This is a genomic window from Phytobacter diazotrophicus, assembly GCF_052061655.1.
GTDB lineage: Bacteria > Pseudomonadota > Gammaproteobacteria > Enterobacterales > Enterobacteriaceae > Phytobacter > Phytobacter diazotrophicus.
On the sequence record NZ_CM125428.1, the window covers coordinates 5,142,470 to 5,157,822 of the forward strand.

The following is a 15,353-nucleotide window of genomic DNA, read 5'->3' on the forward strand; positions in this document are numbered from 1 at the left end:
AGGCGAAAAGTGGAAGGCGTACCGGAACAATTCTTTGACGAAAGAGACAGCGCGCGTTTTCGCCACCTGGCGCAATTGCCAGGGGTGGAGTTGTACCATGCGCATATCTCCCGTTATGCCTTCGAACCCCACACCCACGAAGCCTTTGGTATTGGCGCAATCGAAGCGGGTGCCGAACGCTTTCGTTATCGCGGTACGCAGTACGTTGCGCCTGCCAATTCTGTTGTCACCATGAACCCCGACGAACTGCATACCGGTGAGGCTGAGACCGCGGATGGCTGGCGCTATCGCATGATCTACCTTGACCCCGCGTTGCTGGAAGAGGTGACCGGTATCCGCCACTGGTGGTTTAGCGATGCTACTCGCCACGATCCCCTGCGCACAGTCAAGATTTGCCGCCTGATTCATGGCCTGTGGCACACCGAGGATTCGCTGGCGCAAAAAGGGATGCTGCTGGACCTGATCGACACCTTCACACCGCTTGCACGTCACACGCCGGTCAGTCAGGAAGGCGCTCATCGTTTTGAGCGGGTCCGTGACTATCTGCATGATAATTTTATGCACCCCCTGACGCTGGATGAGCTGGCGCAGGTGGTCTCGTTGAGCCCGTACCATTTTCAGCGTCAGTTCAAAGCCCATTTTCACGTAACACCCCATCAAATGCTGATGGCGATTCGTCTGTGGCGGGCGAAAGATTTCCTGACCCACGGGATGCCCGCCGCCGAAGTAGCCGCCGCCACCGGGCTGACTGACCAGTCACACCTCACCCGCGCCTTTACGCGTCGTTACGGCATTACCCCCGTGCGCTACCAGAAGCAGGTCGTCCGGCGCTAATGCGCAATCTCATACAATATTCCGTTCCCCTCCTTTCCTACACTGTGACGGCAAACAGAAACGTCAGGTGGAAGTATGATTAGTGGTGTGTTGTATGCCCTGCTCGCGGGGTTGTTGTGGGGGCTTATTTTTGTTGGGCCATTAATTGTGCCGGATTACCCGGCGGCATTGCAGTCAACCGGTCGTTATCTGGCGTTGGGGATAATTGCCCTGCCGCTGGCCTGGCTGGGCCGCCAGCGTTTACGGCAGTTAACACAAAAAGACTGGCTCACCGCACTGGCGCTGACCATGATGGGCAATCTCATCTATTACGTCTGTCTTGCCAGCGCCATTCAGCGCACCGGGGCACCGGTTTCGACGATGATCATTGGCACCCTGCCGGTTGTTATCCCGATATGTGCAAATCTGCTCTACAGCCAGCGTGACGGTAAACGCACCTGGACAAGTCTCGCTCCGGCACTGCTCTGTATTGCAGCGGGACTGGCCTGCGTGAATATAGCCGAACTGCACGGCGGCCTGCCGGCGTTCTCCTGGTGGCGCTATGGCTCCGGCATTGCCCTTGCGCTGGTTTCCGTCGCCTGCTGGGCGTGGTATGCGCTGCGTAACGCCCGCTGGTTGCGGGAAAACCCGGACAAGAACCCGATGATGTGGGCAACCGCGCAGGCACTGGTGACGCTCCCCGTCTCTTTACTCGGCTATGCTGTTGCTTGTCTGTGGCTGAGTACGCAACAACCCGATTTTGCCCAACCCTTTGGCCCGCGCCCGGCGGTATTTCTCGGTTTGATGTTCGCGATTGCAGTGCTCTGCTCCTGGGTCGGCGCTATGTGCTGGAATGTTGCCAGTCAGCGTTTACCCACGGTCATTGTCGGGCCACTGATTGTTTTTGAAACCCTGGCGGGCCTGCTTTATACCTTCATGCTACGTCAGCAAATGCCGCCGTTGCTCACCCTCTGTGGTATCACCCTGTTGGTTTGCGGCGTGGTCATGGCCGTACGCGCGAAGCCAGAAAAGCCTCTGGTTCAGTCAGTTTCAGACCACGGTTAATCGTGGTCTTGTTTACCTTGCCCCGAAAGGGGTATATCATCGAACAAAAGATGCATTTAAAATGCATGTTATAATTTCTGATGAGGTAACTGCTATGGCTTTCCGTGACCAACCCCTGGGTGAACTGGCGCTATCCATTCCACGTGCGTCAGCGCTGTTTCGTAAATACGATATGGATTACTGCTGCGGCGGTAAGCAGACGCTGGAGCGCGCCGCGTCCCGCAAAGAACTGGATGTTGGCATCATTGAAACCGAACTGGCAAAACTGGCAGAGCAGCCCATCGAGAAAGACTGGCGCGCCGCCGCACTGAACGAAATCATCGATCACATTATCGTGCGTTACCACGACCGCCATCGCGAACAACTGCCAGAGCTTATCCTGCAGGCGACCAAAGTAGAACGCGTGCATGCCGATAAACCCAACGTGCCAAAAGGGTTAACCAAATACCTGACCATGCTGCACGACGAGCTTTCCAGCCACATGATGAAAGAAGAGCGCATCCTGTTCCCGATGATTAAAGAGGGGATGGGCAGCCAGGCGATGGGGCCAATCAGCGTGATGGAAAGCGAGCATGATGATGCAGGCGAACTGCTGGAAGTTATCAAGCACATTACCAATGGCGTGACACCGCCGCCGGAAGCCTGCACCACCTGGAAAGCAATGTATAACGGTATCAACGAATTGATCGACGACCTGATGGAACACATCAGTCTGGAAAACAACGTTCTGTTTCCGCGTGCCCTCGCTGGAGAATAAGCAAAGGCGCCCCTGAGAGCGCCTGATTCATGGAAGTCTTTAGAGCCGCCTGCGCGGCTCTTTTTTATTTTCCCGGATGCAAGGTCTACGAAGACTAGCGCATACCTGCCAGGCGTTTTTTACCCACAATCAGCCAGCCCGCGCCCAGTACGATAAACCAGATGGGGGTGACGATCAGGGCCTGACGAGTGTCCTCTTCGAGCGTCAGCAACACCAATACGAACACAAAGAACGCCATGCATACCCAGCACATCACTTTGCCAAGCGGCATTTTGTAGATGGACGCTTCATGCAGTTGCGGACGCTGTTTACGGTAGACGAGGTAAGAGCAGAGGATAATCGTCCAGACAAACATAAACAGGATGGCCGAAACGGTGGTAATCATGGTGAACGCCGCAATCGCACTTGGGTTCACGTACAGCATTACCACACCGCCCAACAGGCAGATACAAGAGAAGGTCAGCCCTTTCGCCGGTACCGCACGTTTAGAGAGCTTACCGAACGCTTTTGGCGCCACGCCATCTTGTGCCAGGCCGAACAGCATACGGCTGGTGGAGAACACGCCGCTGTTCGCGGAAGACGCAGCAGACGTCAGCACCACAAAGTTGATAATGCTCGCTGCGGCAGGCAGGCCCACCAGAACAAACAGTTCAACAAACGGGCTCTTATCCGGCACCACTGAGCTCCATGGGGTCACGGACATAATCACAATCAACGCAAACACATAGAACATGATGATGCGGATCGGAATGGAGTTAATGGCGCGCGGCAGCGATTTTTCCGGGTCTTTGGTTTCTGCCGCTGTCGTTCCGACCAGCTCAATCCCCACAAAGGCAAAGACCGCAATCTGGAAACCAGCAAAGAAGCCGCTGATACCTTTCGGGAACCAGCCACCGTCATTCCACAGATGCGCAACAGAGGCTTCTACTCCGGTCGGCGATTTGAAACTGGTCAGCACCATCACCAGACCAACAACAATCAGCGCCACAATGGCGACGATTTTGATCATCGCGAACCAGAACTCCATCTCGCCGAACATTTTTACGGTGGCAAGGTTCAGGCTCAGCAGCACCAGGACAATGGTCAACGCCACTATCCAGTCGGATAATCCAGGGAACCAGAATTGTGCGTAAGCGGTGATCGCCACCACATCGGCCATCCCGGTGACTACCCAGCAGAACCAGTATGTCCAGCCGGTAAAATACCCCGCCCACGGTCCGAGCAGGTCGGCGGCGAAGTCGCTAAAAGATTTGTACTCAAGGTTCGACAGCAGCAACTCACCCATCGCACGCATGACGAAAAACAGCATGAACCCGATGATCATATAGACAAAAATGATCGACGGTCCTGCAAGGCTGATGGTTTTCCCGGAGCCCATAAACAGCCCGGTACCGATGGCACCACCGATAGCGATTAGCTGAATATGACGGTTTGTAAGATTGCGCCGTAGCGATTGTTCAGTCGAAGCCTCTTCGTCAGCCGCGACTTTTGCCTGATCTACCATGTTTATATCCTGTCTGTGTTGTTGAGGCTCTTCTGGCCTTTAATTGCATACTTCGCCCATTCGCGGACGCAACGATATTAGGTAAGAATTGGTAGGATGAATACTCTGAATTAAAAGAGATGTTAAATATTTGTTTAAAGTGAGCAGCATATCACTCAAATTAGGGGATGGAGTTCACAAAAATACACCGCAATGCGCGCATAGCAAGATAAAGTATCGAAACTAATTCATTTAATGAATGATTCACGCAACATCGTCTTCCTCCCCCCTGACGAGGAGAGGAAAACATCGGGAAGATTACAGGATTTCCAGTAATTCCACTTCAAATACCAGGGTGCTGAATGGCGGGATGGACGCGCCCGCGCCGCGCTCGCCGTAGGCCAGTTCGTGCGGAATCGTCAGTTCCCATTTGGAGCCAACCGGCATCAGCGTCAGCGCTTCGATCCAGCCGCCAATCACGCCGTTTACCGGGAATTCAGCCGGTTCGCCACGCGCGACGGAGCTGTCGAACACGGTACCGTCGATCAGTTTACCGGTGTAGTGAACGCGAACACGGTCAGTACGCGCCGGGATAGCGCCTTCGCCCTGAGTGATAACGCGGAACTGCAGACCAGACTCCGTGCTGTTCACACCCTCTTTCTCGCGATTTTCGTCCAGATATTTCACGCCTTCTGCCGCCATCTCTTCAAAGCGAGCACGACGCACTGCGTCCGCACGTTCGTGGATTTCACGCAGCGCACGATGAACAACATCCACCGGCACAGCCGGTTGTTTACCTGCCAGCGCGTCAGCAATACCGGCGACCAGCGCTTCCGGCAACAGCCCCTGTAAGCCGGAGTCGCTAAGCTGCTGTCCTACCTGCAAACCAATGCCATAGCTGGCCTGCGCTTCGATCGTGTCAAACGTTGGGGTTGTCATGGGTTTTCCTTTCATCACTTTTTAAGGTAGCGCGCAGCATAACAGCCACGCCGCAGCGGGTAAAACTTTGTCGTAGTAAAGATGACAAATCGCAGAGAAACAGAAACAATACTCCCGGTAAGATAATTCTCATTATGATGTCACGAGACAATGCATCACACAGCCAATCAGGTAGTTAGCCATCTATACTCAACGAGACAGGATAAATAATGACGCGGAGCAGGAGGAAAGCCATGCCCGGGCGATTTGAACTGAAACCTACCCTGGCGAAAATCTGGCACGCCCCGGATCATTTTCGCATTCTGGACCCGCTTCCGCCGATGCACCGTCGTGGGCTGATCCTTGCGGCGTTGTTGGTTATTATCGGTTTCCTGCTGCCCACCCCGAAAGAGACGGTGACGCCTTCCACCTCTGTCGGGCGCGAAGCACAACTGAATATTCAGTCACAATCCCAGCCGCAGACACAATCGCAGCCTTCACAACCGCTGGTGACGTCACAGCCGGTGCAAAACCAGCAACCTGCACCTGTCCTTAACGAGGAGCCGCAGGCCGTGCAGGAGCCGATACAACAGGAGCGTCCGGTCGCCGAACACTCTGCACCTGCTGCCTCTTCCGCTGGCGGTATTGAGCAGCAGTGGCGCACCTACCGTGTCGAACAGGGCAAAACGCTGGCCCAGGTTTTCCGTGACCACAATTTGCCGCCAACCGATGTCTATGCCATGGCAAAAGTAGAAGGCGAAGGCAAACCGCTCAGCACCCTGCAAAGCGGCCAGATGGTGAAAATTCGTCAGAACGCGAATGGCGTAGTAACCGGGTTGACGATTGAAAATGGCAGCGGCCAGTCTGTCTTGTTCACTCGCCAGCAGGACGGTAGTTTTATCCGGGCACGATAAGCCTCCTGGCCGGGTGAGCGATAACGCTACCCGGCCAGAAGTTAATCGGCTTTTCGGGAGACCTTGTTCACCCACCAGATGCCGGAGCACACCAGCATCAACGCAATCGCGTATTTGAGTTCGAGAATATTCTCGCCCAGAAAAATAGCCGACAGTAACGCACCTGAGACCGGGATTAAGAAGTTAAACGGCGCAATCATCCCCACCCGATTGTACTTGAGCAGAATGCTCCACAGCGCAAACGCAACCGAGGAGAGCAGCGTCAGGTAGCCAAGAATCGCCACCGAGGAAGGGCCATGCACGGTAAGCTCGCCGCCAAAAACATACCCGCCGACCGCGAGCACGACGCCACCAAACCCCAGTTGATAACCCGTCATTACCAACGGATCGACCGTTTGCGAGATCCGCTTACCGTATAGCGTCGATGCCGAGAGGATAAACGCCGCCAGGACTACAAAACCATCCCCCATCAGGCTAAAGCTGAACTCCATCAGGCCATTGTTGAGGTTAACCACCATGACGCCAGCAAACCCCAGTACGCAGCCAAGGGTTTTGTTATAGCTCAGTTTGTCATTCTGGTAGATAAAGTGGGCCAGCAGCACGCTAAAGAAGGTGCCTGTCGCATTCATAATTGAACCTTTTACCCCAGTGGTGAAGGCCAGACCAATATAGAAGAAGACGTACTGGAGTGAGGTTTGCGTAACCCCGAGCAGTGCCAGTTGGCCACACTGATGGAAAGAGAGGCGAGCCAGCGGACGGCGCTGCGCCAGCGCAAGCAGTAATAACAGTAGCCATGCGAAGAAGAAGCGATAGCCAGCAAAGACGATTTTCGAGGGGATATCATCCACGTCAATCTGGAAAATCTCATAACCGCTTTTAATCGCCGGGTAGGCGCTTCCCCATAATAAACAACAGAATGCTGCTCCTGCATACGCCGCATTTTTACGGGCAAAGAGCGGCGGCTGGTGTATCGTTTCCATACATTCACCAATTTAAAATAACGTTTTATTTTTTAATTATTGCGGAATAGTCAGGAAATGGAAACAGATATGCGAAAACAGAGATCCGGTTATGAGATCGAAGGTATAAAAAGGAAAAACCAGAGGGATAAAAAGCAAAACGCCGGCACAAGGCCGGCGTTTTTACGCAACGTCAGAAGCTAATTACTCAGCAACAACGTTAACGATCAGTTTAGCGAATACTTCGCTGTGAACCTGGAAGTCCACTTCGTGCTCACCGGTGGTACGCAGAACGCCGTTCGGCAGACGAACTTCGCTCTTAGCCACTTCAACGCCAGCTGCAGTTACAGCGTCAGCGATGTCGCGGGTACCGATGGAACCGAACAGTTTACCTTCGTCGCCAGATTTGGAAGCGATGGTTACAGTGCCCAGTGCGTTGATTGCTTCAGCGCGAGCGTTAGCAGCCGCCAGAACGTCAGCCAGTTTGGCTTCCAGTTCAGCGCGACGAGCTTCGAAAAACTCAACGTTTTTCTTGGTAGCCGGAACAGCTTTACCCTGTGGAACCAGGAAGTTACGAGCGTAGCCCGCTTTAACGTTTACCTGATCACCCAGGCTGCCCAGGTTTGCTACTTTATCAAGCAGAATAACTTGCATTACCTTATCCTCTTAAAGTCGTATTAATGGACCGTGCCCGATTACTGATGACGATCAGTGTACGGCAGCAGAGACAGGTAGCGAGCGCGTTTGATAGCGCGAGCCAGCTGACGCTGGTATTTTGCACGAGTACCGGTGATACGGCTTGGGACAATCTTACCGCTTTCGGTGATGTAGTTTTTCAGCGTAGCGATATCTTTATAGTCGATCTCTTGAACGCCTTCCGCGGTGAAACGGCAGAACTTGCGACGACGGAAATAACGTGCCATATGGCTAGTCTCCAGAATCTATCAATTCAATCTGCTCGGCATGCAGGACCATTTTAGTCAGACCGTTCTTTGCCTTGTGGCAAGAGATGAACCCCTGAACGGTTACTGCGCTACCGACCGTTATACTGTGAGTAATGGCCTGGTTTTCGTGTCCGCTAATGATAACGGGCATTTGGCACCACGCCTGCCGGTGAAACCCGGCTTCCTCCTGCACAGAACGGTGCTCAAGCACGAACTGGCAGTGAGGAATTCCTGATGGGCTGACCTTTCGAAGGGGGGTCCTGCACACAGTGCCGGACAACACCAGACGGTTGGTCATCAGAAATTACTCTTCAGAATCCCCAGCATCTGCATCATCTGCGGTTTCGTTTGCGAAATCATCGCGACGCTCACGGCGCTCGTCTTTCGCTTTAACCATCGGAGATGCTTCGGTAACAGCGTGTTTAGTACGCATTACCATGCTACGGATAACGGCATCGTTGAAGCGGAAGTTTGTTTCCAGCTCATCGATAACTTCCTGCGGAGCTTCAACGTTCAGCAGAACGTAGTGTGCTTTGTGCAGTTTGTTGATCGGGTAAGCCAGCTGACGGCGGCCCCAGTCTTCCAGACGGTGGATCGTACCTTCTGCTGCAGTGATTGCACCAGTGTAACGTTCGATCATGCCCGGAACCTGTTCGCTCTGGTCAGGATGGACCATAAAAACGATTTCGTAATGACGCATCGAATTGCTCCTTACGGATTATTCAGCCTCCTGTCTGGGTCAGCCGCGGCCCATGGAGGCAAGGAACGTGATTAAAGGGCGGCTGAAAAATTGACGCGTCATAATACTTATCTCGCCCCCCAAACTCAAGCTGATTGCACAAATAATTCGCACTAAGCGCAAAGCCGCTTCACAGAGTGGGATTAAAATTAGACAAAACGGATACGGCAATTTTTTGAACGACAGCATCAGAAATGGTCGCGATACGTTTTGGCGGGAAAGCGTAGACTTTAAATACACCCCAATGACACGGGAGGAAAGATGTTCTGAAGGTCACAACATAAGCAGTAATGGAGCACAATATTATGAAAAACATCGCAATCTTACTCGCAGCGCTACTCCTTAGCGCCAATGCGGCAGCAGCCATCAAAATTGACGGCCGGCAAGCCAAAAACATGGATGATGTGCAGAGCTTAGGCGTTATTTACATTAATCATAACATCGCCACTGAAAGCGAAGCGGATCAAGCACTCAAAGTCGAAACTGACGCGAAGGGTGCGAAATATTATCACCCGGTCTTACTTCGGGAGCCGGGCAGCAATGGCCTTATTCACGCCAGCGCTGACATTTATCGCTAGTACACACAGACAACTTACCCTTGCCATTATTAATCGCCCTCTTCCATGAGGGCTTTTTTTTGCACATCATTAAATGATAATTATTTGTACAGTGCGCTTATCAAAACCGCAGGCCGCTGATGTAATAGCATCTTAATAACCTGATTATCCGGAGCGATATCATGTTTGTGCGTTTTGCAACCCTGGGCCGTATCCCGCAAGGCGTTTGGGTGCTCGGCGGCGTAAGTCTGTTAATGGATGTCTCGTCCGAGATGATCCACAGCCTGTTACCTCTCTTTATGGCGACCACACTAGGTGCCAGCGTCATTGTCATTGGCCTGATCGAAGGGATGGCAGAGGCAACTGCGCTTATCATTAAAGTGTTTTCCGGCGTACTCAGCGACTATCTGGGTAAACGCAAAGGACTGGCCCTGCTGGGATATGGCATGGGTGCGCTTAGCAAACCGCTGTTTGCCCTGGCATCTTCCTCCGGCCTGGTATTCGGCGCGCGAATGATTGACCGCGTTGGCAAAGGGATCCGTGGGGCGCCTCGCGACGCGCTGGTTGCCGATGTGACGCCCCCCGACATTCGTGGTGCCGCATTTGGCTTGCGCCAGTCGCTGGACACAATCGGTGCTTTCCTTGGTCCGCTGCTGGCCGTGGCGCTGATGTTTCTGTGGGACAATGATTTCCAGTCCATCTTCTGGGTGGCAGTGATCCCAGGCACACTGGCTATCGCTCTGCTCTATTTCGGGCTTGATGAACCCAAAACGCCGATTACCAACAAGCGCACCAACCCGCTCACCCGTGAGAACCTGAAAAAACTCAGTAGTGCTTACTGGTGGGTCGTTGGACTGGGCAGCGTCTTTACCCTTGCCCGTTTTAGTGAAGCCTTTCTGGTACTACGCGCACAGCAGATGGAGATTCCACTGTTCGCCATTCCGCTGGTAATGGTCGCAATGAACCTGGTATACGGCCTGACGGCCTACCCCTTTGGTAAATTGTCCGACGGCATGAGCCACAGCAAAATGCTGCAGGCAGGCCTGCTGGTGCTGATTGCCGCCGATCTGGTACTGGCGTTAAGCCACCACTGGAGCACGTTGCTGCTTGGCGTTGCCCTGTGGGGTATCCATATGGGAATGACTCAGGGCCTGCTGGCGGCGATGATCGCCCATACCGCGCCAGCAGAACTGCGCGGCACCGCGTTTGGCATGTTTAACCTCATGAGCGGTATCGCCCTGCTGTTGGCCAGCGCCGGGGCCGGTGTCTTGTGGGAAAGCCTGGGCGCAGCATCAACATTTTATGCCGGTGCCGTGATCTGCCTGATTACGCTGGCAGGGATGCGCTGCATACCATCAGCCTATCGACAGGCATAAAAAGGCTCCGGAATCAGACCAGTAACATCCCGAAGGCGTACACATTCCGGAGCATAATTTTCTGGTAGTCCGGACGAAGCATAGCTGACGCCGGGGAAAATCCTGCGGCGCTGCGCCTGGCCGGGCTACCGGTCACTGCCCGTAATAAGCATTTGGGCCGTGCTTACGCATAAAGTGTTTATTCATCAGATAATCATCAATCGGTTTTAACGACGGATTGATACCTCGGGCAATCCACGCCATCCGGGCAACCTCTTCCATGACCACCGCATTATGAACGGCGTCAGCGGCATTTTTCCCCCATGCAAACGGACCGTGTTGGTAGACCACCATTCCCGGCGTATGCAATGGGTTACTGTTGCCCAGCGTCTCGACAATCACCTTACCAGTGTTGAGTTCATACTCTTCCCGTACCTCCTCTTCAGAGAGCGCCCGGGTACAGGGAATATCGCCAAAGAAATAATCTGCATGGGTGGTGCCAAGCGCAGGAATGGCCAGACCCGCCTGCGCCCAGGCCGTGGCATGCGTGGAATGGGTATGCACAACACCGCCAAGCTGAGGGTAGCGTCGGTACAACTCAAGGTGTGTTGCGGTATCGGAAGACGGGCGCCACTGCCCTTCCACCCTGTTGCCCTGTAAATCCACCACGACCATGTCATCTGGTTTCATGTTCTCGTAGGCAATACCGCTGGGTTTAATCACCACCAGCCCACGTTCACGATCAATAGCGCTGACATTTCCCCAGGTAAAGGTCACTAATCCATAGCGCGGCAAATCCATATTGGCGTCAAACACCTGCTGCCTAAGCTCTTGCATTATGCCGCCTCCACCAAACCCGCGTTTGCCATACGCGCTTTCACCCAGTCGCGCGCTTTTAGCACCTCTGCCGCCGGATCTTCTGCCGTCTCGCTCCACATCTCGATCAAGTACGGACCACAGTAGCCGCTCTCTTTGAGCGTGGCGAAACAGCGTTCAAAATCCACTACGCCGGTGCCAAAGGGGACGTTTTTAAAAACGCCAGGGCGCGTGTCTTTGACATGAACCGCCACGATATGGCCGACGCCCGCCAGCAGTTCCATCTGCACGTCGTTATCCCACGCTGAAAGATTGCCGATATCCGGGTAGAGCTGAAACCATGGGTTATTAAGGTAGTGCGCGTACCCCAGCGCTTTGCTGATCGAATTCATCAGCGGGTAATCCATAATTTCCATCGCCAGGGTTACCTGTGCGCGGCTGGCCATTTCCACGCTCTCTTTGAGCCCGTCACGAAAGCGGCGGCGCGTCTCATCATTCGCCTGCTGGTAGTAAACGTCATAACCAGCGAGTTGAATCACCCGGATACCGGTATCCTGCGCAAACCGGATAGCCTTGCGCATGATCTCCAGCCCCTGGTTGCGTACCGCGTCATCTTCGCTGCCCAGCGGAAAACGCCGGTGCGCGCTCAGACACATTGAAGGAACGCGAACGCCCGTTTCGGCTATCGCAGCCACCAGTGCCAGACGCTGCTCAGGGTTCCAGTCGAGGCGGGCCAGACGGGCATCGGTTTCATCTACCGACATTTCGACAAAATCGAAACCCAGCGTTTTCGCCAGTCGCAACCGTTCCAGCCAGCACTCCCCGGCAGGGAGTGCTTTTTCGTAGATGCCCAGCGGGATCTGTTTTGACAACATATCCGCTCCTTAGCCCCACAACTGAGCAATTGAGCGCTTGAACTGACGCGCCGCTTCAACTGGATCTGCGGCATCGCGGATACTGCGCCCGGCAATAAAAACGTGAATGGGAATGCCCTTGAACAGCGGCAAATCTTCCAGCGCCAGTCCACCGGTAACCGTCACCTTAAAGCCCATTTCGGCCAGTTTTTTCACCGCGCTGATATCCGCCTCACCCCATGCGACCCCTGCCGCCTGCGCATCACGACTGCGGTGATAAACGACTTGTTGAATGCCTGCATCGCGCCACTGCTGGGCCTGTTGCCACGTCCAGTAGCCGGTCAGTTCAATCTGCACGTCGCCGTTAAACTCTTTCGCCACATCCAGCGCACCTTTCGCGGTGTTAATATCGGCGCAACAGATCACGGTCACCCAGTCGGCATTGGCTTCAAAGCACATTCTTGAAAGGATTTTCCCGGCATCGGCAATTTTGGCGTCGGCCAGTACGATTTTGTGAGGATACAGCGCCTTAAGATCGCGAACAGCCCGAACGCCCTCGCCAACACATAAAATGGTCCCAACCTCAATAATATCCACCTCTTCGGCAATTAAGCGGGTGGTTGCATAAGCGTGTGACAGCGTCTGGTTATCCAGGGCTACCTGCAACATCGGTAAATCAGACATGTTTTTTTGCTCCTTATACAGACGCCGCCGTGGCGCTATCAATTAAATCCAGTACCTGCTGCGCCGTGCGACAGGCGCGTAAACGGTCAAAATTCGCTTCATCTTCAAACAAGTTGACGATTTGCATGATGCCGTCTTCCTGATGAGTACGCGCATCCACTGCCGCCATTGTGATAAGGATGTCGACCGGGTCGTTGTCCTCGTGATTAAAAACCAGCGGTGTTTTGAGGGTCACCAGCGCAAAGCCATTTTTCTTCACCCCTTCTTCCGGGCGGCCATGGGGCATGGCAAGTCCCGGGGCAATCACGAAGTACGGTCCAAACCGTTCCACACCGTCCAGAATGGCCTGGTAGTAACGCGGTTCAACAACCTCAGCCTCTACCAGCAGATCCACGCCAAGCTTCACCGCCTCCTGCCACGTACTGGCCTCTGCCTGCAAGCGAATCGCATTGTTCTCCGCCAGCGAGTCACGTAATTTCATAGTGAGTCCTTATTTCACATCCTGTGCAAAATGGGCGTTGATGACTTCCATTAGCTTCGGACCAAAATCAGCGGCAGAGAGCATATTGCGTACCCCGACCACGTACTTATTACCGGAGACTTCGATTTCACTGGCGACATGGGTAGAGGCAATGATGATGTCCGCCCCGCTCAGCTCACTTTTGTATTCCCCCACCGCGCAGCTGTTCACCGTATGGTCGACCTTTTGTTGCGTCAAAAACTGATCAACTTTCATTTTCATGATCATGGAACTACCTTGCCCACAACCACACACAGCCAGAATACGTACGGTCATAATCAAACTCCTTTTTAAACAGAGTGTTCTGTCAGTTGTTTTTCCGCATCTTCCTCAGCACGCAGGGCGCGGCCGGCGAAGAACATGTAAGCCAGCGCAATCAGTATCATCACGGCCATAAACGCGATCCCCACGGAGGCAAAGCCTTGCATCATCGGCGGTGCCAGGATGGACCAGTCAGCCATTCCCATCCATGCGCTCATTCCCGTCAGTTTTACCGCCCAGACACAGCCAAAAATTTCGATCATGCCCATCACCAGGCAAATCTTGATGGCGGCACGCCAGCCGCCGAAGTGGTTGGCAAAGACGCCAATGGTGGCGTTGGAGAAAAACATCGGGATAAAGCCAGGAATGATGAGAATGGAGGAGCCGCAGGCAATCAGGATGCCGACCGCAATCAACTGGCCGATAGTCCCCCACATAAAGCCCCAGACCACCGCGTTCGGTGCGAAGCTGTAAATCGCCGCACAGTCAATCGCCAGCACAGCCCCCGGAATCAAGCGCTGAGAAATACCGTTAAAGGCTTCGGAAAGCTCGGCGACAAACATACGCACGCCCTGGACGATAATGAAAATCGCCACTGCAAACTGGAAGCCGGTTTGCAGGATATAGACCGTCCAGTGAGTTTTCCCCGCCATCGTCTGAACGGTATCAAGGCCAAAAGAGAGCAGAATCGCACCAAAAAAGACCGTCATGACAATGGCGGTAGAGACGATGTTGTCATGGAAGATATTCAGCCAGCCCGGCAGTTTCAGATCTTCAACGCTTTCCTCTTTTTTCCCAAGGTACGGCGCGATTTTGTAAGCGATCCAGGAGGCGAACTGCTGCTGGTGACCGATAGAGAAACCGCAATTATCTGTCACTTCCTGTGTTGGTTTGTACATCATATTGGAGGTAATGCCCCAATAGAGTGAAACCAGCACGGCAGCACAGATAATGGTGGTCCACATGGAGTAACCGAGAATAAAGAAGAACACCGCAATCAGACCGGCCTGCTGGAACATGATGTGCCCGGTCAGCATGATGGTGCGAATACCAGTAATACGCCGCAGCAGGACGTAAATAATGTTTAGCGCCAGGGCCAGCAGTACCGCATAACCCACCCAACTGTACGCATCGCCCATACGTTCGATGGTCGCCATCATTGACGCGTAGGTGTCAGAAATCGCACCGTTGATGCCGTATACGTCAGACATTTTGGCAACCACCGGTTTAAACGTGCTGGTCAGGATCCCCGACCCCGCCTGCAGCAACATAAAGCCGATGATCGTTTTGATCGTGCCTTTAACGATAACGCTGACACTTTTTCTCAACAGGATATAGCCAATACAGGTCACGATCCCCAGCAGCAACGGGGCATTGGTCATCACCTGATTAAAAAAGACAGTGAAGACGTTGTAGAGAATCTCCATAACTCGCTCCAGTAAGAAAGTGGCTGCATTTGTGCAATGCAGCACAAGGTGAAAACACTCTATCAATCATAAATAATCACAAAAAGATTGTTTTTGATTAATTGTGATGCATCACGCAATTTATTTCCCCATTCTCATTACACATACATATCCAGTACAAGAACCCGCAAAACAATTTATTAAATTCATATAGTTAGTAAAAACATCAGAGAAATCAGCATGCAAAGCGTATCGTAGCAACACAATCACAATGCGATTTAACACGCCAAACCCTGTTGCGATCATGA

At 53.3% G+C, this 15,353-nt stretch carries 19 protein-coding genes; 6 read left to right on the forward strand and 13 right to left on the reverse strand.

Annotation, left to right across the window (positions count from 1 at the left end; all coding sequences use genetic code 11):
* Positions 1–9: 9 nt before the first annotated feature.
* The 3 genes from ACS0RQ_RS24880 to ytfE all read left to right on the forward strand — a co-directional run bounded on the left by ACS0RQ_RS24880 (position 10) and on the right by ytfE (position 2,635).
* Complete coding sequence (locus tag ACS0RQ_RS24880; protein WP_271848646.1) at positions 10–834, forward strand: AraC family transcriptional regulator; 825 nt, start codon at positions 10–12, stop codon at positions 832–834.
* 75 nt (positions 835–909) lie between these two features.
* On the forward strand, positions 910–1,878 hold the full coding sequence (locus tag ACS0RQ_RS24885; protein ID WP_271848645.1) for a DMT family transporter: 969 nt from the start codon (positions 910–912) through the stop codon (positions 1,876–1,878).
* Between the two features lie 94 nt (positions 1,879–1,972).
* Positions 1,973–2,635 (forward strand): iron-sulfur cluster repair protein YtfE, encoded by a 663-nt coding sequence (gene ytfE / locus ACS0RQ_RS24890; RefSeq protein WP_271848644.1) that lies wholly within the window; start codon positions 1,973–1,975, stop codon positions 2,633–2,635.
* Positions 2,636–2,729: 94 nt separating this feature from the next.
* On the opposite strand, the gene cycA is transcribed toward ytfE, so the two are convergent.
* Both cycA and bamJ read right to left on the reverse strand, forming a co-directional pair.
* A complete protein-coding gene (cycA, locus tag ACS0RQ_RS24895; protein WP_079497704.1) occupies positions 2,730–4,139 on the reverse strand; it encodes a D-serine/D-alanine/glycine transporter in 1,410 nt (469 codons plus the stop codon).
* A 297-nt stretch (positions 4,140–4,436) separates the two neighbouring features.
* Complete coding sequence (gene bamJ, locus ACS0RQ_RS24900) at positions 4,437–5,057, reverse strand: BamJ family beta-barrel-assembly machinery protein (RefSeq protein ID WP_039077783.1); 621 nt, start codon at positions 5,055–5,057, stop codon at positions 4,437–4,439.
* Between the two features lie 233 nt (positions 5,058–5,290).
* Here bamJ and ACS0RQ_RS24905 point away from each other — a divergent pair, with 233 nt between their 5' ends.
* Positions 5,291–5,950: a LysM-like peptidoglycan-binding domain-containing protein gene (locus ACS0RQ_RS24905; RefSeq protein ID WP_271848643.1), complete on the forward strand. Its 660-nt coding sequence runs from the start codon at positions 5,291–5,293 to the stop codon at positions 5,948–5,950.
* A 41-nt stretch (positions 5,951–5,991) separates the two neighbouring features.
* Here ACS0RQ_RS24905 and ACS0RQ_RS24910 read toward each other — a convergent pair whose 3' ends face one another.
* The 5 genes from ACS0RQ_RS24910 to rpsF form a co-directional block, all read right to left on the reverse strand.
* Positions 5,992–6,930 (reverse strand): DMT family transporter, encoded by a 939-nt coding sequence (locus tag ACS0RQ_RS24910; RefSeq protein WP_271848642.1) that lies wholly within the window; start codon positions 6,928–6,930, stop codon positions 5,992–5,994.
* A 183-nt stretch (positions 6,931–7,113) separates the two neighbouring features.
* Entirely contained in the window at positions 7,114–7,563 is a 450-nt protein-coding gene (gene rplI, locus ACS0RQ_RS24915) for a 50S ribosomal protein L9 (protein WP_039077786.1), read from the reverse strand.
* 41 nt (positions 7,564–7,604) lie between these two features.
* A complete protein-coding gene (rpsR, locus tag ACS0RQ_RS24920; RefSeq protein WP_000135199.1) occupies positions 7,605–7,832 on the reverse strand; it encodes a 30S ribosomal protein S18 in 228 nt (75 codons plus the stop codon).
* A 4-nt stretch (positions 7,833–7,836) separates the two neighbouring features.
* Positions 7,837–8,151, reverse strand: a complete 315-nt coding sequence (priB, locus tag ACS0RQ_RS24925) for a primosomal replication protein N (RefSeq protein WP_039077787.1) — start codon at positions 8,149–8,151, stop codon at positions 7,837–7,839.
* Between the two features lie 6 nt (positions 8,152–8,157).
* Positions 8,158–8,553, reverse strand: a complete 396-nt coding sequence (gene rpsF / locus ACS0RQ_RS24930; protein WP_006686337.1) for a 30S ribosomal protein S6 — start codon at positions 8,551–8,553, stop codon at positions 8,158–8,160.
* Between the two features lie 344 nt (positions 8,554–8,897).
* Here rpsF and yjfY point away from each other — a divergent pair, with 344 nt between their 5' ends.
* Together yjfY and ACS0RQ_RS24940 are read left to right on the forward strand one after the other, a co-directional pair.
* Positions 8,898–9,170 carry a DUF1471 family protein YjfY gene (gene yjfY, locus ACS0RQ_RS24935; RefSeq protein WP_271848641.1) on the forward strand — a complete coding sequence of 91 codons (273 nt, stop codon included), beginning with the start codon at positions 8,898–8,900 and terminating at the stop codon, positions 9,168–9,170.
* Between the two features lie 161 nt (positions 9,171–9,331).
* Positions 9,332–10,525, forward strand: coding sequence for an MFS transporter (locus ACS0RQ_RS24940; RefSeq protein WP_071193483.1), 1,194 nt, complete (start codon positions 9,332–9,334; stop codon positions 10,523–10,525).
* A gap of 132 nt (positions 10,526–10,657) precedes the next feature.
* On the opposite strand, the gene ACS0RQ_RS24945 is transcribed toward ACS0RQ_RS24940, so the two are convergent.
* The 6 genes from ACS0RQ_RS24945 to ACS0RQ_RS24970 are packed head-to-tail and all read right to left on the reverse strand — an operon-like array spanning position 10,658 to position 15,066.
* The gene (locus ACS0RQ_RS24945; RefSeq protein ID WP_271848640.1) at positions 10,658–11,341 is read right to left on the reverse strand and encodes an L-ribulose-5-phosphate 4-epimerase; all 684 of its coding nucleotides are present in this window, start codon (positions 11,339–11,341) and stop codon (positions 10,658–10,660) included.
* Positions 11,341–12,195: an L-ribulose-5-phosphate 3-epimerase gene (locus ACS0RQ_RS24950; RefSeq protein ID WP_079497700.1), complete on the reverse strand. Its 855-nt coding sequence runs from the start codon at positions 12,193–12,195 to the stop codon at positions 11,341–11,343. The genes ACS0RQ_RS24945 and ACS0RQ_RS24950 overlap by 1 nt, the downstream gene beginning before the upstream one ends.
* A gap of 9 nt (positions 12,196–12,204) precedes the next feature.
* Positions 12,205–12,858: a 3-keto-L-gulonate-6-phosphate decarboxylase UlaD gene (gene ulaD, locus ACS0RQ_RS24955; RefSeq protein WP_107223536.1), complete on the reverse strand. Its 654-nt coding sequence runs from the start codon at positions 12,856–12,858 to the stop codon at positions 12,205–12,207.
* 13 nt (positions 12,859–12,871) lie between these two features.
* A complete protein-coding gene (gene ulaC, locus ACS0RQ_RS24960) occupies positions 12,872–13,339 on the reverse strand; it encodes a PTS ascorbate transporter subunit IIA (protein ID WP_271848639.1) in 468 nt (155 codons plus the stop codon).
* A 9-nt stretch (positions 13,340–13,348) separates the two neighbouring features.
* Positions 13,349–13,654 (reverse strand): PTS ascorbate transporter subunit IIB, encoded by a 306-nt coding sequence (gene ulaB / locus ACS0RQ_RS24965; RefSeq protein WP_039077792.1) that lies wholly within the window; start codon positions 13,652–13,654, stop codon positions 13,349–13,351.
* Positions 13,655–13,668: 14 nt separating this feature from the next.
* Positions 13,669–15,066 carry a PTS ascorbate-specific subunit IIBC gene (locus ACS0RQ_RS24970; protein WP_271848638.1) on the reverse strand — a complete coding sequence of 466 codons (1,398 nt, stop codon included), beginning with the start codon at positions 15,064–15,066 and terminating at the stop codon, positions 13,669–13,671.
* Between the last annotated feature and the right edge of the window lie 287 nt (positions 15,067–15,353).

Bases quoted from the DNA above. Each gene is read 5' to 3' on its own strand.
- ACS0RQ_RS24940 (WP_071193483.1), top strand. From the start codon at position 9,332: ATGTTTGTGCGTTTTGCAACCCTGGGCCGTATCCCGCAAGGCGTTTGG.
- bamJ (WP_039077783.1), bottom strand. From the start codon at position 5,057: ATGACAACCCCAACGTTTGACACGATCGAAGCGCAGGCCAGCTATGGC.
- rplI (WP_039077786.1), bottom strand. From the start codon at position 7,563: ATGCAAGTTATTCTGCTTGATAAAGTAGCAAACCTGGGCAGCCTGGGT.
- rpsR (WP_000135199.1), bottom strand. From the start codon at position 7,832: ATGGCACGTTATTTCCGTCGTCGCAAGTTCTGCCGTTTCACCGCGGAA.
- ACS0RQ_RS24945 (WP_271848640.1), bottom strand. From the start codon at position 11,341: ATGCAAGAGCTTAGGCAGCAGGTGTTTGACGCCAATATGGATTTGCCG.
- ACS0RQ_RS24885 (WP_271848645.1), top strand. From the start codon at position 910: ATGATTAGTGGTGTGTTGTATGCCCTGCTCGCGGGGTTGTTGTGGGGG.
- ACS0RQ_RS24950 (WP_079497700.1), bottom strand. From the start codon at position 12,195: ATGTTGTCAAAACAGATCCCGCTGGGCATCTACGAAAAAGCACTCCCT.
- ulaD (WP_107223536.1), bottom strand. From the start codon at position 12,858: ATGTCTGATTTACCGATGTTGCAGGTAGCCCTGGATAACCAGACGCTG.
- ytfE (WP_271848644.1), top strand. From the start codon at position 1,973: ATGGCTTTCCGTGACCAACCCCTGGGTGAACTGGCGCTATCCATTCCA.
- ulaC (WP_271848639.1), bottom strand. From the start codon at position 13,339: ATGAAATTACGTGACTCGCTGGCGGAGAACAATGCGATTCGCTTGCAG.
- ACS0RQ_RS24905 (WP_271848643.1), top strand. From the start codon at position 5,291: ATGCCCGGGCGATTTGAACTGAAACCTACCCTGGCGAAAATCTGGCAC.
- ACS0RQ_RS24910 (WP_271848642.1), bottom strand. From the start codon at position 6,930: ATGGAAACGATACACCAGCCGCCGCTCTTTGCCCGTAAAAATGCGGCG.
- ACS0RQ_RS24970 (WP_271848638.1), bottom strand. From the start codon at position 15,066: ATGGAGATTCTCTACAACGTCTTCACTGTCTTTTTTAATCAGGTGATG.
- cycA (WP_079497704.1), bottom strand. From the start codon at position 4,139: ATGGTAGATCAGGCAAAAGTCGCGGCTGACGAAGAGGCTTCGACTGAA.
- priB (WP_039077787.1), bottom strand. From the start codon at position 8,151: ATGACCAACCGTCTGGTGTTGTCCGGCACTGTGTGCAGGACCCCCCTT.
- rpsF (WP_006686337.1), bottom strand. From the start codon at position 8,553: ATGCGTCATTACGAAATCGTTTTTATGGTCCATCCTGACCAGAGCGAA.
- ulaB (WP_039077792.1), bottom strand. From the start codon at position 13,654: ATGACCGTACGTATTCTGGCTGTGTGTGGTTGTGGGCAAGGTAGTTCC.
- yjfY (WP_271848641.1), top strand. From the start codon at position 8,898: ATGAAAAACATCGCAATCTTACTCGCAGCGCTACTCCTTAGCGCCAAT.